This is a genomic window from Sphingopyxis sp. (assembly GCF_965279755.1).
Taxonomy (GTDB): domain Bacteria; phylum Pseudomonadota; class Alphaproteobacteria; order Sphingomonadales; family Sphingomonadaceae; genus Sphingopyxis.
The window spans coordinates 3,294,124-3,315,490 of the sequence record NZ_OZ257261.1 but is presented as its reverse complement, the minus strand read 5'-3'; the positions used below and the strand labels follow the sequence as shown (position 1 = coordinate 3,315,490).

20 protein-coding genes and 1 tRNA gene are annotated in these 21,367 nt (G+C 63.7%); 7 read left to right on the top strand and 14 right to left on the bottom strand.

Annotated features, from left to right (window positions below):
* Positions 1-6: 6 nt before the first annotated feature.
* The 6 genes from hfq to dusB all read right to left on the bottom strand — a co-directional run bounded on the left by hfq (position 7) and on the right by dusB (position 7,880).
* Positions 7-501, bottom strand: a complete 495-nt coding sequence (hfq, locus tag ACQY80_RS16395) for an RNA chaperone Hfq (RefSeq protein WP_428681740.1) — start codon at positions 499-501, stop codon at positions 7-9.
* A gap of 118 nt (positions 502-619) precedes the next feature.
* A complete protein-coding gene (locus tag ACQY80_RS16390; RefSeq protein ID WP_428681738.1) occupies positions 620-1,999 on the bottom strand; it encodes a sigma-54-dependent transcriptional regulator in 1,380 nt (459 codons plus the stop codon).
* Positions 1,989-4,283, bottom strand: coding sequence for a sensor histidine kinase (locus tag ACQY80_RS16385; protein WP_428681736.1), 2,295 nt, complete (start codon positions 4,281-4,283; stop codon positions 1,989-1,991). The genes ACQY80_RS16390 and ACQY80_RS16385 overlap by 11 nt, the downstream gene beginning before the upstream one ends.
* 92 nt (positions 4,284-4,375) lie before the next feature.
* Positions 4,376-5,791, bottom strand: a complete 1,416-nt coding sequence (locus tag ACQY80_RS16380) for a sigma 54-interacting transcriptional regulator (RefSeq protein WP_428681734.1) — start codon at positions 5,789-5,791, stop codon at positions 4,376-4,378.
* On the bottom strand, positions 5,788-6,885 hold the full coding sequence (locus ACQY80_RS16375) for a two-component system sensor histidine kinase NtrB (protein ID WP_428681732.1): 1,098 nt from the start codon (positions 6,883-6,885) through the stop codon (positions 5,788-5,790). Before ACQY80_RS16375 ends, ACQY80_RS16380 begins: the two co-directional genes overlap by 4 nt.
* A complete protein-coding gene (gene dusB, locus ACQY80_RS16370; protein ID WP_428681730.1) occupies positions 6,882-7,880 on the bottom strand; it encodes a tRNA dihydrouridine synthase DusB in 999 nt (332 codons plus the stop codon). The genes ACQY80_RS16375 and dusB overlap by 4 nt, the downstream gene beginning before the upstream one ends.
* A gap of 97 nt (positions 7,881-7,977) precedes the next feature.
* Here dusB and ACQY80_RS16365 point away from each other — a divergent pair, with 97 nt between their 5' ends.
* Positions 7,978-9,153, top strand: a complete 1,176-nt coding sequence (locus tag ACQY80_RS16365) for a bifunctional 2-C-methyl-D-erythritol 4-phosphate cytidylyltransferase/2-C-methyl-D-erythritol 2,4-cyclodiphosphate synthase (protein ID WP_428681728.1) — start codon at positions 7,978-7,980, stop codon at positions 9,151-9,153.
* Positions 9,154-9,156: 3 nt separating this feature from the next.
* Complete coding sequence (locus ACQY80_RS16360; protein ID WP_428681726.1) at positions 9,157-9,714, top strand: CinA family protein; 558 nt, start codon at positions 9,157-9,159, stop codon at positions 9,712-9,714.
* Here ACQY80_RS16360 and ACQY80_RS16355 read toward each other — a convergent pair.
* Both ACQY80_RS16355 and lipA read right to left on the bottom strand, forming a co-directional pair.
* The gene (locus ACQY80_RS16355) at positions 9,657-10,136 is read right to left on the bottom strand and encodes a type II toxin-antitoxin system RatA family toxin (RefSeq protein ID WP_428681724.1); all 480 of its coding nucleotides are present in this window, start codon (positions 10,134-10,136) and stop codon (positions 9,657-9,659) included. The genes ACQY80_RS16360 and ACQY80_RS16355 overlap by 58 nt on opposite strands.
* The gene (lipA, locus tag ACQY80_RS16350; RefSeq protein ID WP_428681722.1) at positions 10,137-11,063 is read right to left on the bottom strand and encodes a lipoyl synthase; all 927 of its coding nucleotides are present in this window, start codon (positions 11,061-11,063) and stop codon (positions 10,137-10,139) included.
* Between the two features lie 62 nt (positions 11,064-11,125).
* Between lipA and ACQY80_RS16345 the strand changes: the two genes are divergently transcribed.
* The 3 genes from ACQY80_RS16345 to ACQY80_RS16335 all read left to right on the top strand — a co-directional run bounded on the left by ACQY80_RS16345 (position 11,126) and on the right by ACQY80_RS16335 (position 12,935).
* A complete protein-coding gene (locus tag ACQY80_RS16345; RefSeq protein ID WP_428681720.1) occupies positions 11,126-11,764 on the top strand; it encodes a carbonic anhydrase in 639 nt (212 codons plus the stop codon).
* Between the two features lie 13 nt (positions 11,765-11,777).
* Complete coding sequence (locus tag ACQY80_RS16340; protein ID WP_428681718.1) at positions 11,778-12,356, top strand: hypothetical protein; 579 nt, start codon at positions 11,778-11,780, stop codon at positions 12,354-12,356.
* 267 nt (positions 12,357-12,623) lie between these two features.
* Positions 12,624-12,935, top strand: coding sequence for a hypothetical protein (locus tag ACQY80_RS16335; RefSeq protein ID WP_428681716.1), 312 nt, complete (start codon positions 12,624-12,626; stop codon positions 12,933-12,935).
* 95 nt (positions 12,936-13,030) lie between these two features.
* On the opposite strand, the gene ACQY80_RS16330 is transcribed toward ACQY80_RS16335, so the two are convergent.
* Genes ACQY80_RS16330 through ettA form a run of 3 tightly spaced genes read right to left on the bottom strand, consistent with a single transcriptional unit; the run spans position 13,031 to position 15,633 of the window.
* Entirely contained in the window at positions 13,031-13,429 is a 399-nt protein-coding gene (locus ACQY80_RS16330; protein WP_428681714.1) for a DUF805 domain-containing protein, read from the bottom strand.
* 60 nt (positions 13,430-13,489) lie between these two features.
* The gene (locus ACQY80_RS16325) at positions 13,490-13,894 is read right to left on the bottom strand and encodes a PaaI family thioesterase (RefSeq protein WP_428681712.1); all 405 of its coding nucleotides are present in this window, start codon (positions 13,892-13,894) and stop codon (positions 13,490-13,492) included.
* A gap of 59 nt (positions 13,895-13,953) precedes the next feature.
* Positions 13,954-15,633: an energy-dependent translational throttle protein EttA gene (gene ettA, locus ACQY80_RS16320; protein WP_428681710.1), complete on the bottom strand. Its 1,680-nt coding sequence runs from the start codon at positions 15,631-15,633 to the stop codon at positions 13,954-13,956.
* Between the two features lie 137 nt (positions 15,634-15,770).
* Between ettA and ACQY80_RS16315 the strand changes: the two genes are divergently transcribed.
* Positions 15,771-17,186 (top strand): M28 family peptidase, encoded by a 1,416-nt coding sequence (locus ACQY80_RS16315; RefSeq protein WP_428681708.1) that lies wholly within the window; start codon positions 15,771-15,773, stop codon positions 17,184-17,186.
* 147 nt (positions 17,187-17,333) lie between these two features.
* Complete coding sequence (locus ACQY80_RS16310) at positions 17,334-17,636, top strand: hypothetical protein (RefSeq protein WP_428681706.1); 303 nt, start codon at positions 17,334-17,336, stop codon at positions 17,634-17,636.
* Between the two features lie 95 nt (positions 17,637-17,731).
* Here ACQY80_RS16310 and ACQY80_RS16305 read toward each other — a convergent pair whose 3' ends face one another.
* The 3 genes from ACQY80_RS16305 to ACQY80_RS16295 form a co-directional block, all read right to left on the bottom strand.
* Positions 17,732-19,591: a hypothetical protein gene (locus ACQY80_RS16305; protein WP_428681704.1), complete on the bottom strand. Its 1,860-nt coding sequence runs from the start codon at positions 19,589-19,591 to the stop codon at positions 17,732-17,734.
* Positions 19,592-19,693: 102 nt separating this feature from the next.
* Positions 19,694-19,770 (bottom strand) — tRNA-Pro (locus tag ACQY80_RS16300).
* A gap of 37 nt (positions 19,771-19,807) precedes the next feature.
* Positions 19,808-21,283, bottom strand: a complete 1,476-nt coding sequence (locus ACQY80_RS16295; protein ID WP_428681702.1) for a M20 family peptidase — start codon at positions 21,281-21,283, stop codon at positions 19,808-19,810.
* Positions 21,284-21,367: the final 84 nt, after the last annotated feature.

The following is a 21,367-nucleotide window of genomic DNA, read 5'->3' as shown; positions in this document are numbered from 1 at the left end:
CGTCGGTCAGGCGTCGGCGTCCTCGCCGCCGTCATCGGTCAGGTTGATCGGCCCGTTCGGCTGCACGGTCGAGATCGCGTGCTTGTAGACGAGCTGGACCTGCCGCTCACGCTCGAGCAGCATGCAGAACAGATCGAAAGCGACGATGTCGCCCTGCAGCATCACGCCGTTGACGAGGAACATGGTGACCGACTCGTCCGAGCGGCGCACCGCATTCAGGAATACGTCCTGCAACGCCTTGCCCTTGCTGGCCGGCGCTTCGCGGATATCGCTGCCCAGCGAGGTCAGGTCGAAATCGTGCGACGGCATCACCGTCGAGATCGCATGCTTGTAGACGAGCTGCGACTGGCCGTCGCGGCGCAGCAACAGCGAAAAATTGTCGAACCAGGTGATGATGCCCTGAAGCTTGACCCCTTTGACGAGGAACATGGTCACCGGTGTCTTGGTCCGGCGCAACGCATTCAGGAAAAGGTCTTGGAGATTCTGATTCTTATCGGACATATTTGCCTCCTTATATTGGCGGTATTACCGCGGCTGCGGTGCCGGTTTTCCGGCTTTCGAGACCTTCTTCGCATTCGCAATATGGGGCAAAGCGCCGCCGAGGTCTAGCGTAAAGCCGTCAACCCTCGCCGTCGGGATTTTCGGTCAATCCGAGCAGCTTGAGCTTCCGATGCAGCGCGGAACGCTCCATCCCGATGAAGGTTGCGGTGCGCGAGATGTTGCCGGAGAAGCGGTTGATCTGAATCCGCAGATATTCGCGTTCGAAATTCTCGCGTGCTTCCTTCAGCGGGATGGCGGTGATCGACTCGCTGCCGGGCAAAATGTCGGCCCCGCCGCGGACGAGTTCGCCGGGCAGCATGTCGGCATCGATCCGCCCCAGACGGTCGCTTGGCGCCAGGATCATCACACGCTCGATCACATTGCGCAGTTCGCGCACATTGCCCGGCCAGTCGTGCGCCTGCAGCGCGGCCATCGCCTCGGCGCTGATTTCGGGCGGAGGCACGCGGCGGTCGGCGGCATAGCGCCGGACGAAATGATCGCACAGGCTCGCAATATCGTCACGACGTTCGCGTAGCGGCGGAATATGCACCGGCACGACGTTGAGGCGGTAGTAGAGATCCTCGCGAAAGCGGCTTTCGGCGATTTCGGTCATCAGGTCGCGCGCCGAGCCCGAAATGATGCGGACATCGACGCGGATCATCGTGCGGCCGCCGACGCGGGTGAAGCTCTGATCGGTCAGGACACGCAGGATCTTGCCCTGCGTCGTCAGCGGCATATCCGCGACTTCATCGAGGAACAGCGTGCCGCCATGCGCCTGTTCCAGCAGCCCGACGCGGATCGAGCCATCCTCGGCCTCCGACCCGAACAGTTCGAGTTCGACCGTCTCGGGATCCATCCGCGCCGACGAAATGACGCGGAAGGCCGCATTCTGACGCCCGCTCCATCCGTGAAGAACGCGCGCGGCGACTTCCTTCCCGACCCCGGGGGCGCCGGTGATGAGGACGCGGCTACCGGTGCCCGCAACGCGTTTCAGCGTCGCACGGACATTGTTGATCGCAGCACTGGTTCCCGTCAGTTCGTCGGCGGGCCCCGCCTTTTCGCGGAGTTGCTCATATTCGAACTTCAGGCGCTCGTTTTCGGTCGCACGAGCGACGAGGTGAAGGAGCCGCTCGGCCTCGAAGGGCTTTTCGATGAAGTCGAAGGCGCCGCGGCGGATCGCCGCAACGGCGGTGTCGATCCCGCCATGGCCCGAGATCACGATGATCGGAAGCGTCGGGTCGAACGCCTTGATCGCCTCGACCAGACCCAGCCCGTCGAGCCGCGACCCCTGCAGCCAGACGTCGATCAGCGCGAGCGACGGCCGACGCTGGCGGATTGCGTCGAGCGCGGCATCACTGTCCGATGCGGTGCGCGCCTCATAGCCTTCGTCTTCCATGACGCCCGCGACCAGCTCGCAAATGTCGCGCTCGTCGTCGACGATCAAAATATCAAGCGCCATATTCTTCTCTATCCTGCCGATTCCGGACGCGCCCCGGGACCGTTTCGATCCGCCCTGTCACCAAATCCCCACCCTTGCCTGCCAGCGATTTCAGACGGTCGGGATGCAGCGTCAATGTGACGCATGTCCCCTGCCCCGCCGGATTGTCGCAAAATTCGAGTTCGCCATAATGCTGCTCGACGATCTTTTTAACGATCGCCAGCCCGAGACCCGTGCCGCCCTGCCGCGTCGTCATATAGGGCTCGGCGATGGTGTCGCGCGCTTCGGGAAGCCCGATCCCGTCGTCGCTGACACGAATGACGATCTCGTCGCTTGCCCCGATATCCAGCTCGGCGTGAATATGGCCGACCGGCGATACGCCGTCGCCATTTCTGGTATTTTCTTCAATGGCTTCTACTGCATTTTTGACGATGTTCGTCAGGGCCTGCGACAAGAGGCGCCGGTCGCAAACCAGCGGCTCGATCTCGTTCGGCGTCTTCACGCTGAACGCAATGTCGGGCTTGGCGACCTCGAACAGGAAAACCGCTTGGCGAAGGATGTCGCGGACGTCTTCGACCCCGAACGTCGGCTTCGGCATCCGCGCAAAGCTCGAAAATTCGTCGACCATCCGGCGCATGTCGTGAACCTGCCGGATCACGGTATCGGTCAGCTTGCGGAAGGTCGCTTCGTCGCCCTCTACCTTGTTGCCGAAGCGGCGCTGAAGTCGTTCGGCGGCGAGCTGGATCGGGGTGAGCGGATTCTTGATTTCATGCGCGATACGGCGCGCGACATCGGACCAGGCGGCGCGGCGCTGATCGAGCAATTGCTGGGTGATATCCTCGAAACTGAGGACGAAGCCATCGCCCTGTGCGACTGCTTTCGCGGCCAATGTCGCCGGTTCGGCGTCGCGACGCGCGAGCTGAACGACACCTTCGCGTTCGTCGCCGCTCAAAAGGCGCGCGAGTTCGGGCGCGACATCGGCGAGCGGCTGGCCCGTCAGGTCGGCAACGCTTTGCCCGATCAGCCGCTCGGCGGCAGAATTGGCGAGCAGGATGCGATGGTCGGCATCGACCGACACCACCGCCGACGACACGCCGCTCAGCACCGCCTCGATAAAGCTGCGGCGCGTTTCGAGCTGTTCGTTGACGCTGACGAGCGCACCCGTCTGACCCTCGAGTTGCTCGGTCATGCGGTTGAAGGCGCGGGTCAGCACCGCAATCTCGTCATCGCGGGCGGGCGGCGTCACGCGCACCGACAAATCGCCCCCGGCGGCGGTCTGCGTCGCGCCGATCAAGGTTCCGAGCGGACGCACGATGCGGTCGGCGACGACGATCGCCGCGATCACGGCGAGGGCGAGCAACAGCAGCGACCCCAGATAGAGCGCGCCGTTGAACTGAAGCTGCAATTTCTGCGAACGCTGGAACAGGTCGTTATAGTCCGCCAGCACGTTGCCGGCGCGGATCGACTGCTGGAACCCCGGCACATTGGCATCGCGCGACGCGTAAACATAGGCCCCAGGGGCGCCGGGAAGCCGGGTCGCGGCCTCGATCCGGTTCGACTGACGCACGACGACGACATCCTCGCCAGCCGCCAACCGCTTCATCATCGTCGGCGTCAGGCGGCTTTCGGCAACGCGATTATCGGGGCTGACCGCCGCGGCGGTACGCGCGATGCCATCCTTGCCGACCTCGATGATCGCCGATTCATTGAGGTTCCGGACGACCACCTGCTGGAAATAATAGCTCGAAAAGGCCGGAGCATCGATCGGAACGCGCGTCAGCAGGCTGCCGAGGTCCGTGGCCATCGCGGCGGTATTGGCGCCAACTTCTCGCTGGTTTTCCTGATAATAGCCCTCGGCTAGACTTGCCGCATTCTCGAACATGCCGCGCGACCGGTCGGAGAACCAGAAATCGACGCCAAACTGGAACAGCAGCGAGGCGAAGATCACAACGAGCAAGGTCGGGGTCGCAGCGAGTAATGAAAACAGCGCGACCAGACGCACGTGGAGACGCCCGTTGCCCCCGGCCATCGATCGCTCGGCGCGTGCGCGTGCAATGCGGCTGCCAACCAGCACGATCAGGGCCATTGCGGGCACAAGGTTGACGACCATGATCGCAGCGACAAGCGCCGGGGTCAGCAATCGCTCACTCTGGGCGTCGCCGGTCACGAAAATGTAGGTCGCGATCGCGACGCTGATGATGATCGCCAGCGTATAATATTCGGGTGCCGCAAAGTGCCAACCCCGCCCGCGTGCGGTCAGGTCTTCAGAATCGGCTTCAGCACTCAGGGAAGCAGCAGGCTCCATTGTTGCCTTGCTACGACAATCCTGTTGCATAGAAAACACACAATATATGGCGGCGCGGCGAAATGGTCGCTTTTTACCGCCCGTCCGAAGAGTCAGGGGTGCGAGGGATCGATATCGAGCTGCCCCAGTCGTTTGCGGAGCGTGTTACGATTGATCCCCAGCCGGCGTGCCGCCTCCAGCTGGTTGCCGCGAACCTCGCGAAGCGTGCGGCGCAGCAGCGCGGCCTCAACGATCGCTTCCAACTGCTCGTGAATTTCTCCGTCATTGTCTGTAGTAGCCAGCTTCTCGCGCGCCCAGTCGTCGATTGCACGCGCGATCAGCTCGGCAGGCGCCGCAATCGTCGCGGTCTCGCCATTTTCGCGCAACACCGCCTCGACATCGCGAACGCCGACGACGGTATCGCGCGACAGCACCGCCAGGCGCTGCACGACATTGCCGAGTTCTCGGACGTTACCCGGCCAATCATGCCGTTCGAGCAATTGCATCGCTTCGGCGGCAAATTGCCGGTCCGGAAGTCCTGACCGCCGTCCGGCATCGACAAAATGTCGCACCAGCGCCGCAATGTCGCTTCGCCGGTCGCGGAGCGGCGGCAGCGTCACCGGAATGACGTTCAGCCGGTAAAAGAGGTCCTCGCGAAACCGTCCGTCGGCGACAAGGGTACGCATGTCGCGGTGAGTCGCCGCGACGACGCGAACGTCGGCGCGCAGCGCCTGGCTGCCACCAACCGTCGAATATTCGTTGCTTTGAAGCACCCGGAGCAGGCGCGTTTGCGCTTCGAGCGGCATGTCGCCGATTTCGTCGAGAAAGAGCGTGCCGCCCGCCGCCTGTTCGAACCGCCCGGCGCTCCGACTGTGCGCACCGGTGAAGGCGCCCTTTTCGTGGCCGAACAGTTCAGCTTCGATCAGTTCACGGGGGATTGCCGCCATGTTGATCGCGACGAAAGGGCCCGCTCGGCGGAGACCTGTCGCGTGAACGGCGCGCGCGACGACTTCCTTGCCTGTTCCGGATTCACCGAGGATCAATACCGCAAGATCGTTGGTCGCGAGCCGCGCGATGGTCCGGTACACCGCCTGCATAGCCGGGGCGCGGCCGACGAGACCGTGGCTGTCGGCTTGCCCTGGATCAAGCTTTGCCGTGGGCTGCGCCCCCCGCTCAAGAGCGGCGCGAACGCTCGCGGTCAACTCCTCCAGATCGAAGGGCTTGGGCAGATAGTCGTAACTGCCGATGCCGGTCGCCCGCACCGCGGTATCGAGCGTGTTCTGCGCCGACAGCACGATCACCGGAGTAGCGGGATCCACGCCTACGCCCGGAAGGGAATCGATGCCGTCGCCATCGGGCAGGACGACATCGGTGATGATCAGATCGGGTCGGTGCTCAAGGAGCCATGCGTTGCGCTCGCCGATACTGGCGACCGACGCAAAGGTCGCGCATTCACCAATCAGCGTCTCGCGGATGATCAGGGCGATCGCGGGATCGTCCTCGACCAGCAGGATCGTCTTGTCGCTCATTCGTCGCGCCCTTTCCGCGTCGGTGCAGCCGGAAGATGAACACGGAACCGCGTCCAGTCGCCGTCGCGAATATGCTGCGCGGTGCCGCCCATGTCGCGCGCGAGCTTCGCGACGAGCGCGAGGCCCAGCCCCCGCCCCTCTCGTTTGGTGGTCACAAAGGGATCGAACAGGTCGCCACGGATATCGGCCGGAACACCGGGCCCATTGTCGCTGACGCTGACCTCGATAGGCAGTGCGATACGGCCGCGACCATCGCCATTGTCGATAGAGAGGCCGTGGCGAAAGGCGGTGGCGATGCGTACGACGCCATCGTCGCGACCGCCGAGGGCTTCGCAGGCGTTGGTGATCAGGTTCAGCAATATCTGGACAACCGCGTCATGATTGCCATGCACCATCGGCAGCGAGGGATCGAAATCCTCGGCTAGGCGAACGCCGGGAAACTGGCGCGCACGCACGGTTTCCAGCGCCTGATGGATCGGCTGATAGAGGTTGATCGGCCCGCAAGCGATGGGCTGGCCACGCGAGAAATGCTCCATCTGGTCGATCAGTGTGGTAATCCGGTCGACCTCGGCACAGATCAAGGTCGTGAAGCGTTCGCCCCCGGCATCGGTCTTGCGCGCCAGCAACTGCGCGGCGCCCTTGATCCCTGCCAATGGATTCTTGATCTCGTGCGCCAGCATCGATGCCGCGGCGCCCGCAGCGCGACCCGATCGCCCGATCGCGCCGCCCATCAATTCGGCTTCGCTCTGCGAGGGCACCAAAGTGAGAATACGGTGGCCGCTGCGGCCATAGGGAACCATCTGCATATCGACGAAGGCCGATTTCCGCCCGCCAATGGTGATTTCAGCGCGATGCGCGAACAGCGCCGAGGTTGCCGGATCGTTCATGCGCTGGCGATAGCCGCGATCCATGCCGATCACGTCATAGACGACGCGACCGACCATCGCGGCCCGGCCGATGTTGCAAAGCTGCTCGGCGGCAGCGTTGACGAAGAGGATCACCCCGCCCTTGTCGATCAGCAAGGTGGCAATGGGATGCGACTGGATGATTTCGTCATGGTCGAACGTCGGAATGCTCGACGTCCGCGCGCTCACGCAGCGGCCTTGGTCAGATGCGGTCCGTAAAAGGCTTCGAGTGCGTCGAGCACGCCCTTGCTGTCGGGGATCTGGTTGACCTTGTTGCGGAACTCGGCCGAGCCGTGCAGTCCCTTGACGTACCAGCCGAGATGCTTGCGCGCCATGTTGACGCCAGTCATTTCGCCATAATGTTCGATCATTGCCCGGTAATGCGATGCAATGACGTCATATTGTTCGTCGAGACCGGGGTCGGGCCGTTCGGCTTCGCCGCGCAGCGCCGCCATCACCTGCCCCAGCAGCCAAGGCCGGCCATAAGCACCGCGGCCGATCATCACGCCGTCCGCACCGCTCTGCGCCAGCGCGGTCCGGGCGTCGTCGGCCGAACAGATGTCGCCATTGACGATAACGGGGATGGATACCGCATCCTTGACCGAGCGGACGAACGCCCAATCGGCCTCGCCGCGGTACATCTGGTTGCGCGTGCGGCCGTGGACGGTCACCAGCTTCGCACCCAGATCCTCGGCGATATGCGCGAGTTCGGGGGCGTTGAGGCTGTCGTGACACCAGCCCATACGCATCTTGACTGTTACGGGCACCGAAACCGCCTCGACACAGGATTTGATTAGCGCTGCCGCCAGCTTAAGATCGCGCATCAGCGCCGAACCGGCGTCGCCGTTGGTGACCTTGCGCACCGGGCAGCCCATATTGATGTCGATGATCGACGCGCCGCGATCTTCGTTGAGCTTCGCCGCCTCGCCCATTTCATAGGGCGTGCAGCCGACGAGCTGCATCGAGACCGGCTCTTCGACCGGATCCCACGCTGCTTTCTGGATCGACTGACGGGTTTCGCGGATCGCCGCCTGGCTGGCGATCATCTCGGTCACGTTCAGCCCCGATCCATAATAGCGGACCAGCTTTCGGAACGGCAGATCGGTGACGCCCGTCATCGGCGCAAGGATCACGGGATCCGCGATGGTGATGTTGCCGATCTGGATGGGCCGCAGCGGCGCCATGGCGGGGATCTTTCGCTGAAATTGCCTAAATTTTGAGCAGCCCCTACACGCTAAGCCGCTTTCCCGCAAGGCGCGGCTGCGCTAACCGCCTCGGTTGATGACCGAGTCCGCCCCTGCCTCCGCTCCGCGTGTCGCGGTGATCCTGCTCGCCGGGGGGATCGGCTCGCGTGCGGGGTTCCGCCAGCCGAAGCAACTCGAGCCTCTCGGCGGTAAGCCGGTGCTTCGCTGGAGCCTCGATGCATTCGCGGCCCATCCCGCAATTTCCCTCGGCGTTCTGGTGGCGAATGATGACGTCATGACGGCCGCAGGCAGCCTCCCAGAAGGCTGGATTCTGGCCGATCCGGGCGCCGAGCGCCAGCAATCGGTCGCCAACGCGCTCGCCGCGCTGACGGGCGAGAGCGACGACGCGCGCGTGCTCATTCACGATGCGGCGCGTCCGGGCCTGACCGCCCATGTCATCGATCGCCTGCTGGCTGCGCTCGATACGGCCGAAGCAGCGATCCCTACCCTGCCGGTTCCCGACACGCTCGTCGAACAGGCGCACGACGAGGCCGGCGACGTTGTCGATCGTTCGGTTCTTGCTCGCGTCCAGACACCGCAGGCCTTCCGCCTCGGCACGCTCCGCCAGGCCCATGGCGAGGCCATAGAGGCCGCGGCGACCGACGATGCGCAACTCGTGCGCCGGCTCGGCGTGCCGGTCGCGACGATCGCGGGCGACGCCCGGCTCCACAAACTGACATATGCAGAGGATATGGCGATCCTTTCGGGGCTTCTGGGGACGAACGCGATGCGAACCGCCGTCGGCATGGGCTATGACGTTCACCGTCTCGTCGTCGCCAAGCCACTCTGGATCGGCGGGATAGAAATCGCGCATAGTCATGGACTTGAAGGTCATAGCGACGCCGACGTCGCACTTCATGCGATTACCGACGCGATACTCGGCGCGCTTGCCGATGGCGATATCGGCGATCATTTCCCGCCGAGCGACCCACAATGGCGCGGCGCCGCCTCGCACCGTTTTCTTGCCTTTGCCGGCGAACGCGTCGCAGCGCGCGGCGGGCGTATCGATCATGTCGACCTGACGATCATCGCCGAAGCGCCGAAAATCGGGCCGCACCGCCCGGCCATCCGCGATCGCATCGCCGAAATCCTTGCGATTCCGGTGGGCCGCGTTAGTGTGAAGGCGACAACGACCGAGCGGCTGGGCTTCACCGGCCGCCGCGAAGGGATTGCCGCGCAGGCCGTCGCTACGCTTTCAATTCCGGAGATTTGAGCCTTGCAGCCCCCCGAAGACTCGCGCCACGCCGCGCGTGACGAACTCGCCACGATCGTGCTCGCCAACAATCGCGCCGCCGGACGCAAGATCGCAGCGGCCGAAAGCTGCACCGGCGGAATGGTGTCGGTCGCGCTGACCGATATTCCCGGCAGCTCGGACGTTTTTTCGGCGGGGTTTATCACCTATTCGGGCCACGCCAAGCAGTCGCAGCTCGACGTCAGCAGCGAGATCCTGGAAACCTTCGGCGAAGTCTCGCTGGCCACGGCATGGGCAATGGCGGCGGGCGCGCTCGCCAACAGCGACGCCGACGTCGCGGTCGCGATCACGGGCATTGCCGGCCCCGGTGGTGGGTCGGAGAAGAAGCCGGTCGGCCAGGTCGTCTTTGCGCGGGCGCTGCGCGGACAGGATCCCGACGATTATTTCTCCCAGCGGGTGCAGTTTGACTCGAAGGATCGTTCGGCGATCCGCCATGCCGCAACGCTGTTCGCGCTCGACCTGCTTCAGCCCGAGAGGGACTCGCTGCGGCCGTCCGAGGATATCACGCTCCCCGCCCCGTAAAGCTCGCCGGCGCGCGTTTCGAACGCCGCGATCATCTTGCGGAGCGCCTTGTCGAACATCTGCCCCGCGAGCGCCTCGAAGACGCGGCTGCGGAACGAGAAGTCGACCATGAAATCGACGCGGCACCCGCCGGTTTCGAGCGGCGCGAAATGCCATTCGTTGCTGAGGTGCTTCATCGGACCGTCGATGTAGCTGACCGCCACCTTCTGCGGCCGCTCCTTGTGGACGCGGCAGGAGAAGCTTTCGCGCAGGCCCTTGAACCCGACGATCATGTCTGCGACGGCCTCTTCCTCATTGTCGCTACGCACGCGAAGCGCGACAACCCACGGCAGAAACTCGGGATAGCGCGCGATATCGGAGACCAGCGCGAACATCTGCCCGGCGCTGTACGGCAACTCGCGCGTTTCGTGGTGCCTTGGCAATCAGTCGGCCTTGACGCGCGCGAGCTGCGCCTCGCGCGCCGCGCGCATCCGCTCGAAATCGTCGCCGGCGTGATAGCTCGAACGCGTCAGCGGCGACGAGGCGACTTGCAGGAAACCCTTGGCGCGGGCGATCTGCGCATAGGCGTCGAACGCCTTCGGCGTCACGAATTCGGCGACCTTGGCATGCTTCGGCGTCGGCTGCAGATATTGGCCCATCGTCATGAAATCGATGTCGGCGCTGCGCATGTCGTCCATGACCTGATGGACCTCCATCCGCTCCTCACCGAGGCCGAGCATGATGCCCGACTTGGTGAAGATCGACGGATCGCGGCGCTTGACGCTTTCGAGCAGGCGGAGCGAGGCATAATAGCGGGCGCCCGGGCGGATCGTCGGATAGAGCCGCGGCACGGTCTCGAGGTTGTGGTTATAGACGTCGGGCCGCGCGTCGACGATCGCGGCAACCGCGCTCTCGGGCTTGTTGCGGAAATCGGGGGTCAGGATTTCGATCGTCGTCTGCGGTGTTTCGCGGCGCAGCGCGTTGATCACCTTCACGAACTGGCTGGCGCCGCCGTCGGGCAGGTCGTCGCGGTCGACCGAGGTGATGACGATGTGGGTCAGCCCCATCTTCGCCGCCGCGATCGCAGTATGCTCGGGCTCGAGCAGGTCGACGGGGCGCGGCATGCCGGTCTTGACGTTGCAGAAGGCGCAGGCGCGCGTGCAGGTGTCCCCGAGGATCATCACCGTCGCATGCTTCTTGGTCCAGCATTCGCCGATGTTCGGACAGGCCGCTTCCTCGCACACCGTATGCAGGTTCAACTCGCGCATCAGCTTGCGCGTTTCGGCATAGCCGGGGCTGGTCGGGGCCTTGACGCGGATCCAGTCGGGCTTGCGGGCGCGTTCGGACGGTTTGGATGCGGGAGCGTTCATTCGGCCCACATAGTCGTGCCGAGCACTCTTCTCAACCTCTCTAGCTATGCTAAGGCGCGCGCATGACTCACTTTGCAGACATGATCGAGGGATATCGCCGTTTCCGTAACGGCGGTTGGCAGCAGCAACGCGACCGCTGGGAACAGCTGGCCGAAGGGCAATCGCCGAAGGTGATGATCATCGCCTGCTCCGACAGCCGGTCCGAACCCTCGCAGATTTTCGACACCAATCCGGGCGAGATCTTTGTCGTCCGCAATGTCGCGGCGCTGGTGCCGCCGTTCGAGACCAATCCCGGCCGCCACGGCGTATCCGCCGCGCTGGAGTTCGCGGTGCAGTTTCTGAAGGTCGAGGAAATCGTCGTGATGGGCCACGGCATGTGTGGCGGCTGCCACGCGGCACTCCACAAGACGATGGAAGGCGCCGAGCCCGGCCGCGGCGGCTTCATCGCCGACTGGATCGCGATGCTCGACGACGCGAGCGCCGAAGTTCGCGCGGCCTATCCCGATTTCGACAATCGCGAGGCCGGCCGTGCGATGGAAATGGAAGCTGTGCGCGTGAGCATAGCGAATCTGCGCACCTTCCCCTGTATTCAGGAGAAGGAAAAGCGTGGAACGCTTCGCCTGCGCGGCGCATTCTTTGCGATCAATGACGGCATATTGCACGTCATGGACGAGGACACGGGGGGCTTTGCCCCCGCCTGACAGGGGAAAGACGATGAGCAAGAATGCCATGTGGCTGACGATCATTTTCGCGGCCGCTATTTTCGGTGCGTTTCTGGGTCCCTCGCTCGCCCAGACCTTTTCCGCCGGCACCTTGCTGATCCTGACCGTCCTGCTGTTCGGCGGGATCATCGTCTTCTGCATCTGGGCGCTGTCGAGCAACAAGGGCGGCAAGAAAGCCGATACCGCCGCACTGGCCGAAGCGCGTACGATGCGGGCACCCGAGGGCAAGGCGCGGATCTATGTGACCCGCCGCGGCTTCGTCGCTGCGCTGCAGGGCATGGACGTGACGCTTGATGACGTTGCGAAGGGCCAGATCAAATCGGGCCAGATGCTGATGGCCGATGTCGAACCCGGCACGCATCATCTTCATGTCGGCACCGCGAAGGCAAAGCTCGCCAACGCGGGCGAGATGGACATCGAAATCGGCGCCGGCGCAGTGGTCGTCATCAACGCGATGATCGAGATGGGCGCGCTCAAGGGCAGCGTCAAACTCACCCGCCTGGACGCTGCGAAGGCACGCGAAGACGTCAATGCGACCAAGCTGATCCTGTGGGAAGTGGCGCCGGCCTGACGGCTTAAAGCCACAAAAGTCACGCATAAGGGAGGCGAAACTGTGACCTTTGCGGCCTTAAGGCGACAAAGGATACGGATGCGTGCGGCGATTTTGTCGCCTTTGTCGCTCTAAACGAAGCGACGAATTTCAACGAGATCAAAGAGCCAAGCGAGAGGCTCGCATGGCCGAATAATGTAGGAAAGCGATATTCGGCCGAGAACAATGACCGCTTTGGGGTGGAAAGCGGACGTTGCTTGCGCCGACTCATCCTGCAACAGTGCCCGGATGGAAACCATACGCGACTGGCCTGATCATTACGAAGCGCTGCGCGAGCGCGTCCGATGGTTCTGGCTGATCGGCGCTGGCCAAATCATTGCCACGATTGTGCTCGTTTTGCTAGCTGCGCAGCTTTCCGCTCAACTTGCGACGATTATCTTTATCGTGTCGGTGCTGATCTATTGTATCGCCTTTCCATTCGTGACGATCCGGATGTTCGCGTTCCGATGCCCCAAATGCGATCAGAAAGCCGTGCCGTTCTGGAAAGTTCCGCCGCCATTTCTGATCAAGTGCGGCAGTTGCGCGCTTCCTTTAAAGTAGGAAGCCGTGACGTCCGCAACCGGTCGCTGCTGCTGTCGCGTCGGTCACTGCACCGAACGACGAAAACGGGGTGGGAAGCGGACGTTTGTTACTCGTTACCGAAATATGCGCGCCAACTCACTGATTGGCGCGCCCTGTGTCTTGCTGACCAAGCCAATCAGAGCGGGGATCAACTTGATCGCAGTCGATAAATCGACAAACTGCCAAGTTGACATGCCAACTTGAACTTCGAAAAGATTCCAAGTGATCGACATCGGAAAAAAGCAGAGCGCCGCCCACCACCGCGCAAAGCCGGCGTCGTGCAGCCGCCTCATCGTTGCCACCGTGTAGATCATCACAACCAACGCGCGCAGGAAGAGTGACGGCAAGGCGCCGAGCGCACTCCCAATCGCCCATATACATGCAACACCACACCCGAGAATTATTAGTGTAATCCAATAGTGCTCACGTGACGTGCGGCCCCAAGGCGACAGTGTATGGCCAGCACGGATCATGCGTACATCTTTACGACCAATCTTCCATCGTCCGCAATCGGTCGTTAGCCGCTATCGGGCTCAAGGAATCGCGTAGGTCACGTTCGCCTGACCGACCGGCTTGTCGGCATCGTCGGTCCAGATCCGCACGTCCATGACCGCCAGCCGTTTGCCGAGGCGCAGCATGTGCGCGTCGGCGAAGACCGGGCCGGGACGGCACGGGCGCAGGAACTGGTAGTTGAGGCCACTCGTCACCGCCATCGCGACGGGGCCGATATGCGCGAGGACGAGCGCATAGGCCGCCATATCGGCGAAGCCCATCTGCGTCGGCCCCGAAATCAGCCCGCCGGGACGCAGCGCCTGTTCGTTCGGGTCGATCCGTGCGCGGATATGGCCGGGCTCGGCGGAGACGACATGGCCACGCGAACCCGGTTTCGAATGCGGGAAGGCCTCCGCCATGAAGGCGTTGAGCGCGTCCGCGTCCATGCGGATCGCGCCAGAAGATATCGGCGCCGATACCGGTTCCGCCTCCCCCGCCATAGGAATCAGCGCGTCAGCTTCTTGTAGCTGGTCGCATGCGGACGCGTCGCCTCGTCGCCGAGGCGACGGATCTTGTCCTCTTCATAGGCTTCGAAATTGCCTTCAAACCATTCGACGTGGCTGTCACCCTCGAACGCCAGAATATGCGTCGCGAGACGATCGAGGAAGAAGCGGTCGTGGCTGATGACCACGGCGCAGCCGGCGAAGTTTTCCAGCGCCTCTTCAAGCGCAGCGAGCGTTTCGGTATCGAGATCGTTGGTCGGTTCGTCGAGCAGGAGGACGTTGCCACCCTCCTTGAGCATCTTGGCCAGATGGACGCGGTTGCGTTCACCGCCGGAGAGCAGGCCGACCTTCTTCTGCTGATCGACGCCCTTGAAGTTGAAGGCGCCGACATAGGCGCGCGTCTGCATCTCGTGCTTGCCGATGTTCATCAGCTCGTGACCGCCCGAAATTTCCTGCCAGACATTGTTGTCGGGCTTCAGGTCGTCGCGGCTCTGGTCGACGAAGCCGAGGCGGACGGTGTCACCGATGGTGACGGTGCCGCTGTCGGGGGTTTCCTGACCGGTGATCAGCTTGAACAGCGTCGACTTGCCCGCGCCGTTGGGGCCGATCACGCCGACGATTCCGCCCGGCGGCAGCGTGAAGGACAGATCCTCGAACAGCAGCTTGTCGCCATAGGCCTTCGAGATGCCGGCCACCTCGATCACCTTGCCGCCGAGACGCTCGGGGATCTGGATGACAATCTGGGCCTTGCCGGGGGTGCGCTTTTCCTGCGCCTCGACGAGCTGGTCGAAGCTCTTGATACGCGCCTTCGACTTGGCCTGACGCGCCTTGGGCGACTGCCGGATCCATTCGAGTTCGTCGCGGATCGCCTTCTGGCGGCCTTGATCCTCGCGCGCTTCCTGTTCGAGGCGCTTGCCCTTCTTGTCGAGGTAGGTCGAATAATTGCCCTCATAGACGAAATAGCGACCGCGATCGAGTTCGAGGATCCAGTTCACGACATTGTCGAGGAAGTAGCGATCGTGGGTGACGAGGATCACGTTGCCCGGATAGTCGACGAGATGCTTTTCAAGCCAGGCAACGCTTTCGGCGTCGAGATGGTTGGTCGGTTCGTCGAGCAGCAGGATCGACGGCTTTTCGAGCAACAGGCGCGTCAGCGCAATGCGGCGCTTTTCACCGCCCGACAGATTCTCGACGCTCCAGTCGCCCGGCGGGCAGCGGAGCGCTTCCATCGCGATTTCGAGCTGGTTGTCGAGCGTCCAGCCATCGACCGCGTCGATCTTTTCCTGAAGCGTGCCCATTTCTTCCATGAGCGCTTCGAAATCGGCGTCCTCGGGCGGGTCGGCCATCAGCGTACTGATCTCGTTGAACCGGTCCATCATGTCGGCAACGCCGCGGACGCCGTCCATGACATTTTCCTTGACGGTCTTCGTCGGGTCGAGCTGCGGCTCTTGCGCCAGATAGCCGACGCTGATCCCTTCGCCCGGCCATGCTTCGCCGGTGAATTCCTTGTCGATGCCGGCCATGATCTTCATCAGGGTCGACTTGCCGGTACCGTTCGGACCGACGATGCCGATCTTGGCATCGGGGTAGAATTGCAGGCTGAGGTTGCTGAGCGTCGGCTTTTGCGCGCCGGGATAGGTCTTGGTCAGACCCTTCATCACGAAACTATATTGGGCGGCCATGGATTTGCTCCGGTAGAGGCTGGGCCGCGGTCGTGCGGCCGGGAGAGTTGGGCGCCGGTTAGCGAATGGGCGCGGCGTTGGCAATCACCGGGGCAATCGCCTCTTGCGCGCGCGAGGGGCGTCGTTACCAAAGCGGCATGAAAATCGCCCCCACCCCCGCCCGCCTTGCCGGGATCGCCGCCCTGCTCCTTGCCTCCACAGCTTCGGCCACGATCCCGCCGCCGCCGAGTGCGGTCGATCTGGCGCAGCGAGGCGAGGACCCCGCCTGGGCGATCACAGAGGGGCTGACGACCGAGATCGGCCCGCGCATGGCGGGCACCGAAGCCGAAGCCGCCGCGCGGCGCTGGGCGGTCACAAGGCTGCAGGCGATGGGCTTCGCCAATGTCCGCGAGGAACAATATGACATGCCCGTGTGGGTCCGCGGCGCCGAAGAGGCGTGGCTGACCGGCCCTTTCCAACCGCAGAAGCTGGCGATCGCGGCGCTCGGCAATTCGGGATCGACCGGCGCCAAGGGGCTTACCGGACAAATCGCCTTCTTCGACAGCTTCGATGCGCTCGCCGCCGCGCCCGACCAGTCGGTGAAAGGCAAGATCGTCTTCATCGACAATCATATGGAGCGGGCGCAGGACGGTAGCGGCTATGGCTATTATGGCCGCGGGCGCTTCGCCGGGCCGAACGTCGCGGCGAAGAAGGGCGCGATTGCGATCGTGATCCGTTCGATCGGCACCGACGCACACCGCAACCCGCATACCGGAGTGACAAATTTCGAGGCCGGTGTGGCGCCGATCCCGGCGGGCGCGATTTCCAACCCCGATGCCGACCAGTTGGTGCGCCAGTGGAAGCGCACGCTACAGATACGCACGAATGAAAGCGCGATGGGCTATGATCCCGAGCCGCTGACGATGAAGCTCGTCCTCACGCCGCAGAGCCTGGGCACGAAGCATTCGGGCAATGTGATCGCCGAGGTTCCGGGCAGCGACCTCGCCGCGTCGCCGGTGATCGTCGCCTGCCACCTCGATAGCTGGGATCTCGGCACCGGGGCGATCGATGATGCTGCCGGCTGCGGCATCGTGACCGCTGCGGCGAAGCATGTGATGAGTGCGGGTCAGCCGCGCCGGACGATCCGCATCCTGTGGGCGGGCGCCGAAGAGGTCGGCGTGTTTGGCGGCAAGGCCTATTTTGACGCGCACGGGAAAGAGAAGCACGCCGTTGCGCTCGAGTCCGACTTCGGTGCCGACCGCGTATGGCGGGTGGACTTCAAGTTGCCCGACAGCGCCAAACCGCTGGCAGACCGCATCGCGACGGCGCTCGCTCCCTTTGGCATCACCCGCGGCAAGAATCCCGCGGGCGGCGGTGCCGACGTCGGCGCGCTGATCGCAGCCGGCGTTCCGGCGATCGACCTGCAACAGGACGGCACCCGCTATTTCGACATTCATCACACTCCCGACGACACGCTCGACAAGATCGATCCGGCGCAATTGCGCCAGAATGTCGTCGCCTGGACCGCGACTCTGGCGATTCTGGCGAACAGCAGCGACAGCGAACTTCCCTGATTGTTTCCGTGAAATGACAGTTTTCCGGCCCGCTCAAGCATCTCAATTATTTTTGTTGACGATTCATGGGGAACGGCTAAATCCCGCCGCTCGCGCTACGGGAAAGTTTCCCGTACGCGGAAAGGCATTTTAGGGAGCCCACACATCATGAAGAAGTTTGCTGCTATCGCCGTTGCCGCCAGCATGTTCGCCCTCGCCGCTTGCGGTGAAAAGGCTGCTGACGAAGCTGCTACCACCGACGCCCCCGCCGCTGAAGCGGTTGCGGAAGAAGGCGCTGACGCCGCTGCTGCTGGCGCCGACGCCGCTGCCGCTGGTGCCGACGCTGCCGCTGCTGGCGCCGACGCTGCTGCCGCTCCGGCCGCTGATGCCGCTGCTGCTCCGGCCGCTGACGCCAAGGCTGCTCCGGCTGCCGACGCCAAGGCTGCTGCTCCGGCTGAAGAAAAGAAGTAAGTCGCAGCCCTTCGGGGCAATGACTGAAACGAGAAACGGGCGGTCTTCCTTCGGGAAGGCCGCCTTTTTCTTTGCCTTGATTGCGTGGACTGGCGTTACTTGATCTGGGCCTGCAGGCTGACCGTGAAGCTGGTCGGCACGCCGGTCGATCCGGCCATCACGCCTTGCGGGCGCAGGCACACATATTTGACCGCCGGATCATAGGCCGCGACCGGCGTGTAGCTGCAGGCGGCAAAATTGGCGGGCACCGCCGCAGCATTGGAATAGCGGATGTCGGCAGCAGTGCTGAAGCTGAGCCCGCTGGTCGGCGAGCCTTGCGTGAACACCGGGGACGCCGCCGTCCCCACCGAAATCTGCGCGGGCAGCGTATCGACGATGAAGACGCTGTTGCTGTCGACCGTCGACGGCCCGCTGTTGCTGACCTGAAGGCTGTAACGCACGATGGCGCCAGGGATCGCCTTGGGATTGGTCGTGCCATTCGTCGGGTCCGACACCAGCGCCGACGTCTTGATGATATCGAGCGCCGCGTTCGACGCGCGCTTCGTATTGGTAATCACGCAATTGATGACGTCGCCCATCTGCGGTGTCACACTGCCTCCCACGCTGGCCGGCAGCACCGTCGACGATGATGCGGCGTTGGTGCAGGTCATCGCCGCGGTATATTGGCTCAGGATCGTCGTCCCCGACGCAGCTTCGCTGAAGCTATAGGCCGTCCCCGCCACCACCTGCGTCTGCGGAGTTGCCCCGTTCGTCACGGTCGCACCGCTGCCGGTGGTCGTCGTGGTCGCGACATTTGTCGCACCCTGCGCGATCGTCATGACGAACTGGTCGCCCGCAAATTGGCGTCCGGAAGCCGCGAGCGCCTTGGTCAGCCGCAAATGCGGAAACGGCGTCTCGGTAAAGGTGCACTGGACCGCATCGCCGAAACGCAGCGTCCCGAAGCTGTAGGAGGTCGTCACCGCATTGGTCGGCATGACCGTTGGCGAACCCGACGTCGCATTGGTGCACGTCAGCGTGGAGCGATACTGGCCGATCGCGCTGCTGCTGCCGCTTGCCATCGCCTGATTGAGCGTCAGCGGGATCGCGGCGGTGCTCGACAGCGCGGCTGCGGTGAAGGGGCCGAACCCCGTCCCGCTCGACGTCCCCGACGCCAGCGTCGCGCCGCCGCTCGTCGCGTTGATCGAAAATGTGAACTGGTCGGCCGCGTTGATCCGAGCCCCCGAAATCTGCGTGTTGAGCCGGATCGAGGCAAAGCGGACGGCGAACATCGTCCCCTGCAGCCCGCCGCCGACGAGCGTTGCGGTCACCTGCGTCGGCGAGGTCGAACCCATGATATAGGCGCCGACGGTGCCCGCCGCGCCGTTTTCCGTGAAACTGGTCGTTCCGACGCCCGTGGTCGTCGGATAGGTCGATCCGCTGATCGGCCCGGCGCGGTCGAGTTCCTGCCACACACCGCCATTGGTCTGGAAGCGCAGGGACTCGCCCTCGTTGCTCGACTCGCCATCGGCAGCAACAAACATGAAATTGCTGATCGTGCCCGATGTCGGCGGCGTGAGCGTGATGCCCGAGATCACCGCCGTCGTCGTGCCGCCGGCGGTTTGATAGAGGATAGGCCGTCCAGCAATACCCAGAAAGGCGGTATTGCCGACCGCCGCGCCCGTCCACGATGGCGAAGTCGCCGAGGTCGCCGCAGCGCCCGACACTTTCATGTTGAAAGTCATCACCGTGCCGTCGGGCAATGTGTAGGAGAAATTCTGGCCGGCGGTGGTGCGCGCCATCGTGTCCGAATAGCTGCTGAGGTCGAGCCAGCAATAGGTTTGCCAGTCGGTAGGACCCGTCGAACCCTGCGAGGTCGCATAATAGCAATTCGCCGCCAGCGCCGGGCTCGCGGCGCACAACGACAGGATCAGCGCAAACAGCGCTGCAATCAGCTTTTCCGTTCGGAAGCCCACCATCTTCAAATGCCCTGGTCCCACGGACATCGGTCATAAAGGCAAATGTTTATCAGCGCGTTAAGCGTGATTTGCGTGGTCGGGCGGCCCGGCCCTCGCTGTCATTGGTCGGGGAGACAGGATTCGAACCTGCGACATCCTGCTCCCAAAGCAGGCGCGCTACCGGGCTGCGCTACTCCCCGACCGTGCGCGCGCCTTAGACGGGGCCGCCCGACAAGTCTATCCCGCAGACGTCGCAATCAGCCGGGCGTAGAAATCGATCATCCGCTTGAAGCTGTCGATGTCCATATGCTCGTTGGTGCCGTGGATCATCGCCGATTCCTTCAGCGTGAAATGCATCGGCATGAAACGATAGACGTCCTCGGACACCGGCTCCATGCTGCGGCTGTCGGTGCCGCCGACAACGAGCATCGGCGAGAGGACGGCATCGGGCGCATCAGCGCGCGCGGCCGCGGCGATCCATTTCCAGCCCTGCGAATTGGTGGACGACACCCGCGACGGCTCGCGCGGGGGGCGGTCCCATGCGAGATCGACCTTGGCATCGCCGACCGCCGCCTTGGCGCGTGCCATGACTTCCGCCGAACTGTTCCATGGCGCGATGCGGTAGTTGATCAGCGCATTGGCCGACTGCGGCAGCACATTTTCCTTCGGGCTTCCCTCCAGCATCGTCGGCGCGATCGTCGTGTGGAAGGCGGCGGCGGTCGAGGGCACGTCGCCGAGCTGTCGCTTCAGCAGCGGCCCAAACAGCCACTGATTGGCGACAGCCATCTTGGTGGTGCCGCCCTTCTTCGCCGCGAGCACCTCGATCATCGAGGCCCCGGGGCCGCGAACCTCATAGGGGAACGGGTCGGCCACGATATCGAGGATAGCCTTCGCCAAGGTGGTGACGCCCGTCTCGGCAGGCGGCATCGAGCTGTGCCCGCCCGCGGCATTTGCGGTGACCTTCAGCGTCGCATAACCCTTCTCGGCGATCCCGATCATGATGGCGGGGCCGTCGATGACGGGGGTATCGGTCAGAACGAGGCTGCCTTCGTCGAGCGTGAAGATTGCCTTCACACCCTCGGCCTTCAGCTTGGCGGCGGCAGCGACCGCGCCCGATCCGCCGACCTCTTCGTCGTGCCCCGACACCAGATAAATACCGCGCTTCGGCTTGAAACCGCTCTTGGCGAGTGCCTCGAGCGCTTCAAACAGGCCGATCAGCGACCCCTTGTCGTCGACGGTTCCCCGTCCCCATACGGCCTTTTCAGCGATCGCCCCGGCGAACGGTGGGTATTTCCAATCCTTCTCGGTTCCCGGCGTTACCGGCACGACGTCCTGATGCGCCATGACGATGATCGGCGCCGCGGCAGGATCGCTGCCCGCCCAGTGATAGATCAGCGTCTTGTTCGGCAGGATCGTCCGCTGCATCGCACCGTGGACGGCCGGGTAAGTCGTCGCGAGCCAGCTGTGGAGCCTGTCCCACTCGGCGATCTGGTTGTCGGCGGGGTCTTGGTGCGAAACCGTCTGGATCTGCGCCGCCTGACTGAGATGCTGGACGGCGGTGTCGAGGTCATAGGCCGGCGCCGGCGCAAGTTTGATCTCGCGGCCGTCGGCAATGTCGTTCGGCGCGAAGGTCGCGGTGCGAACTCCCACGACCGCAGCGACAACCGCGATCGCCGCGACGCCGCCCAATATGATCGTCCGACCCTTGCCCATAATCCTCTCCCTCTTCTCGGGCGCCAGAAGACCGCGAAAGATGGCGATATGCAACCCAATTAAGCGCCGGTTCACCCGTGCAGC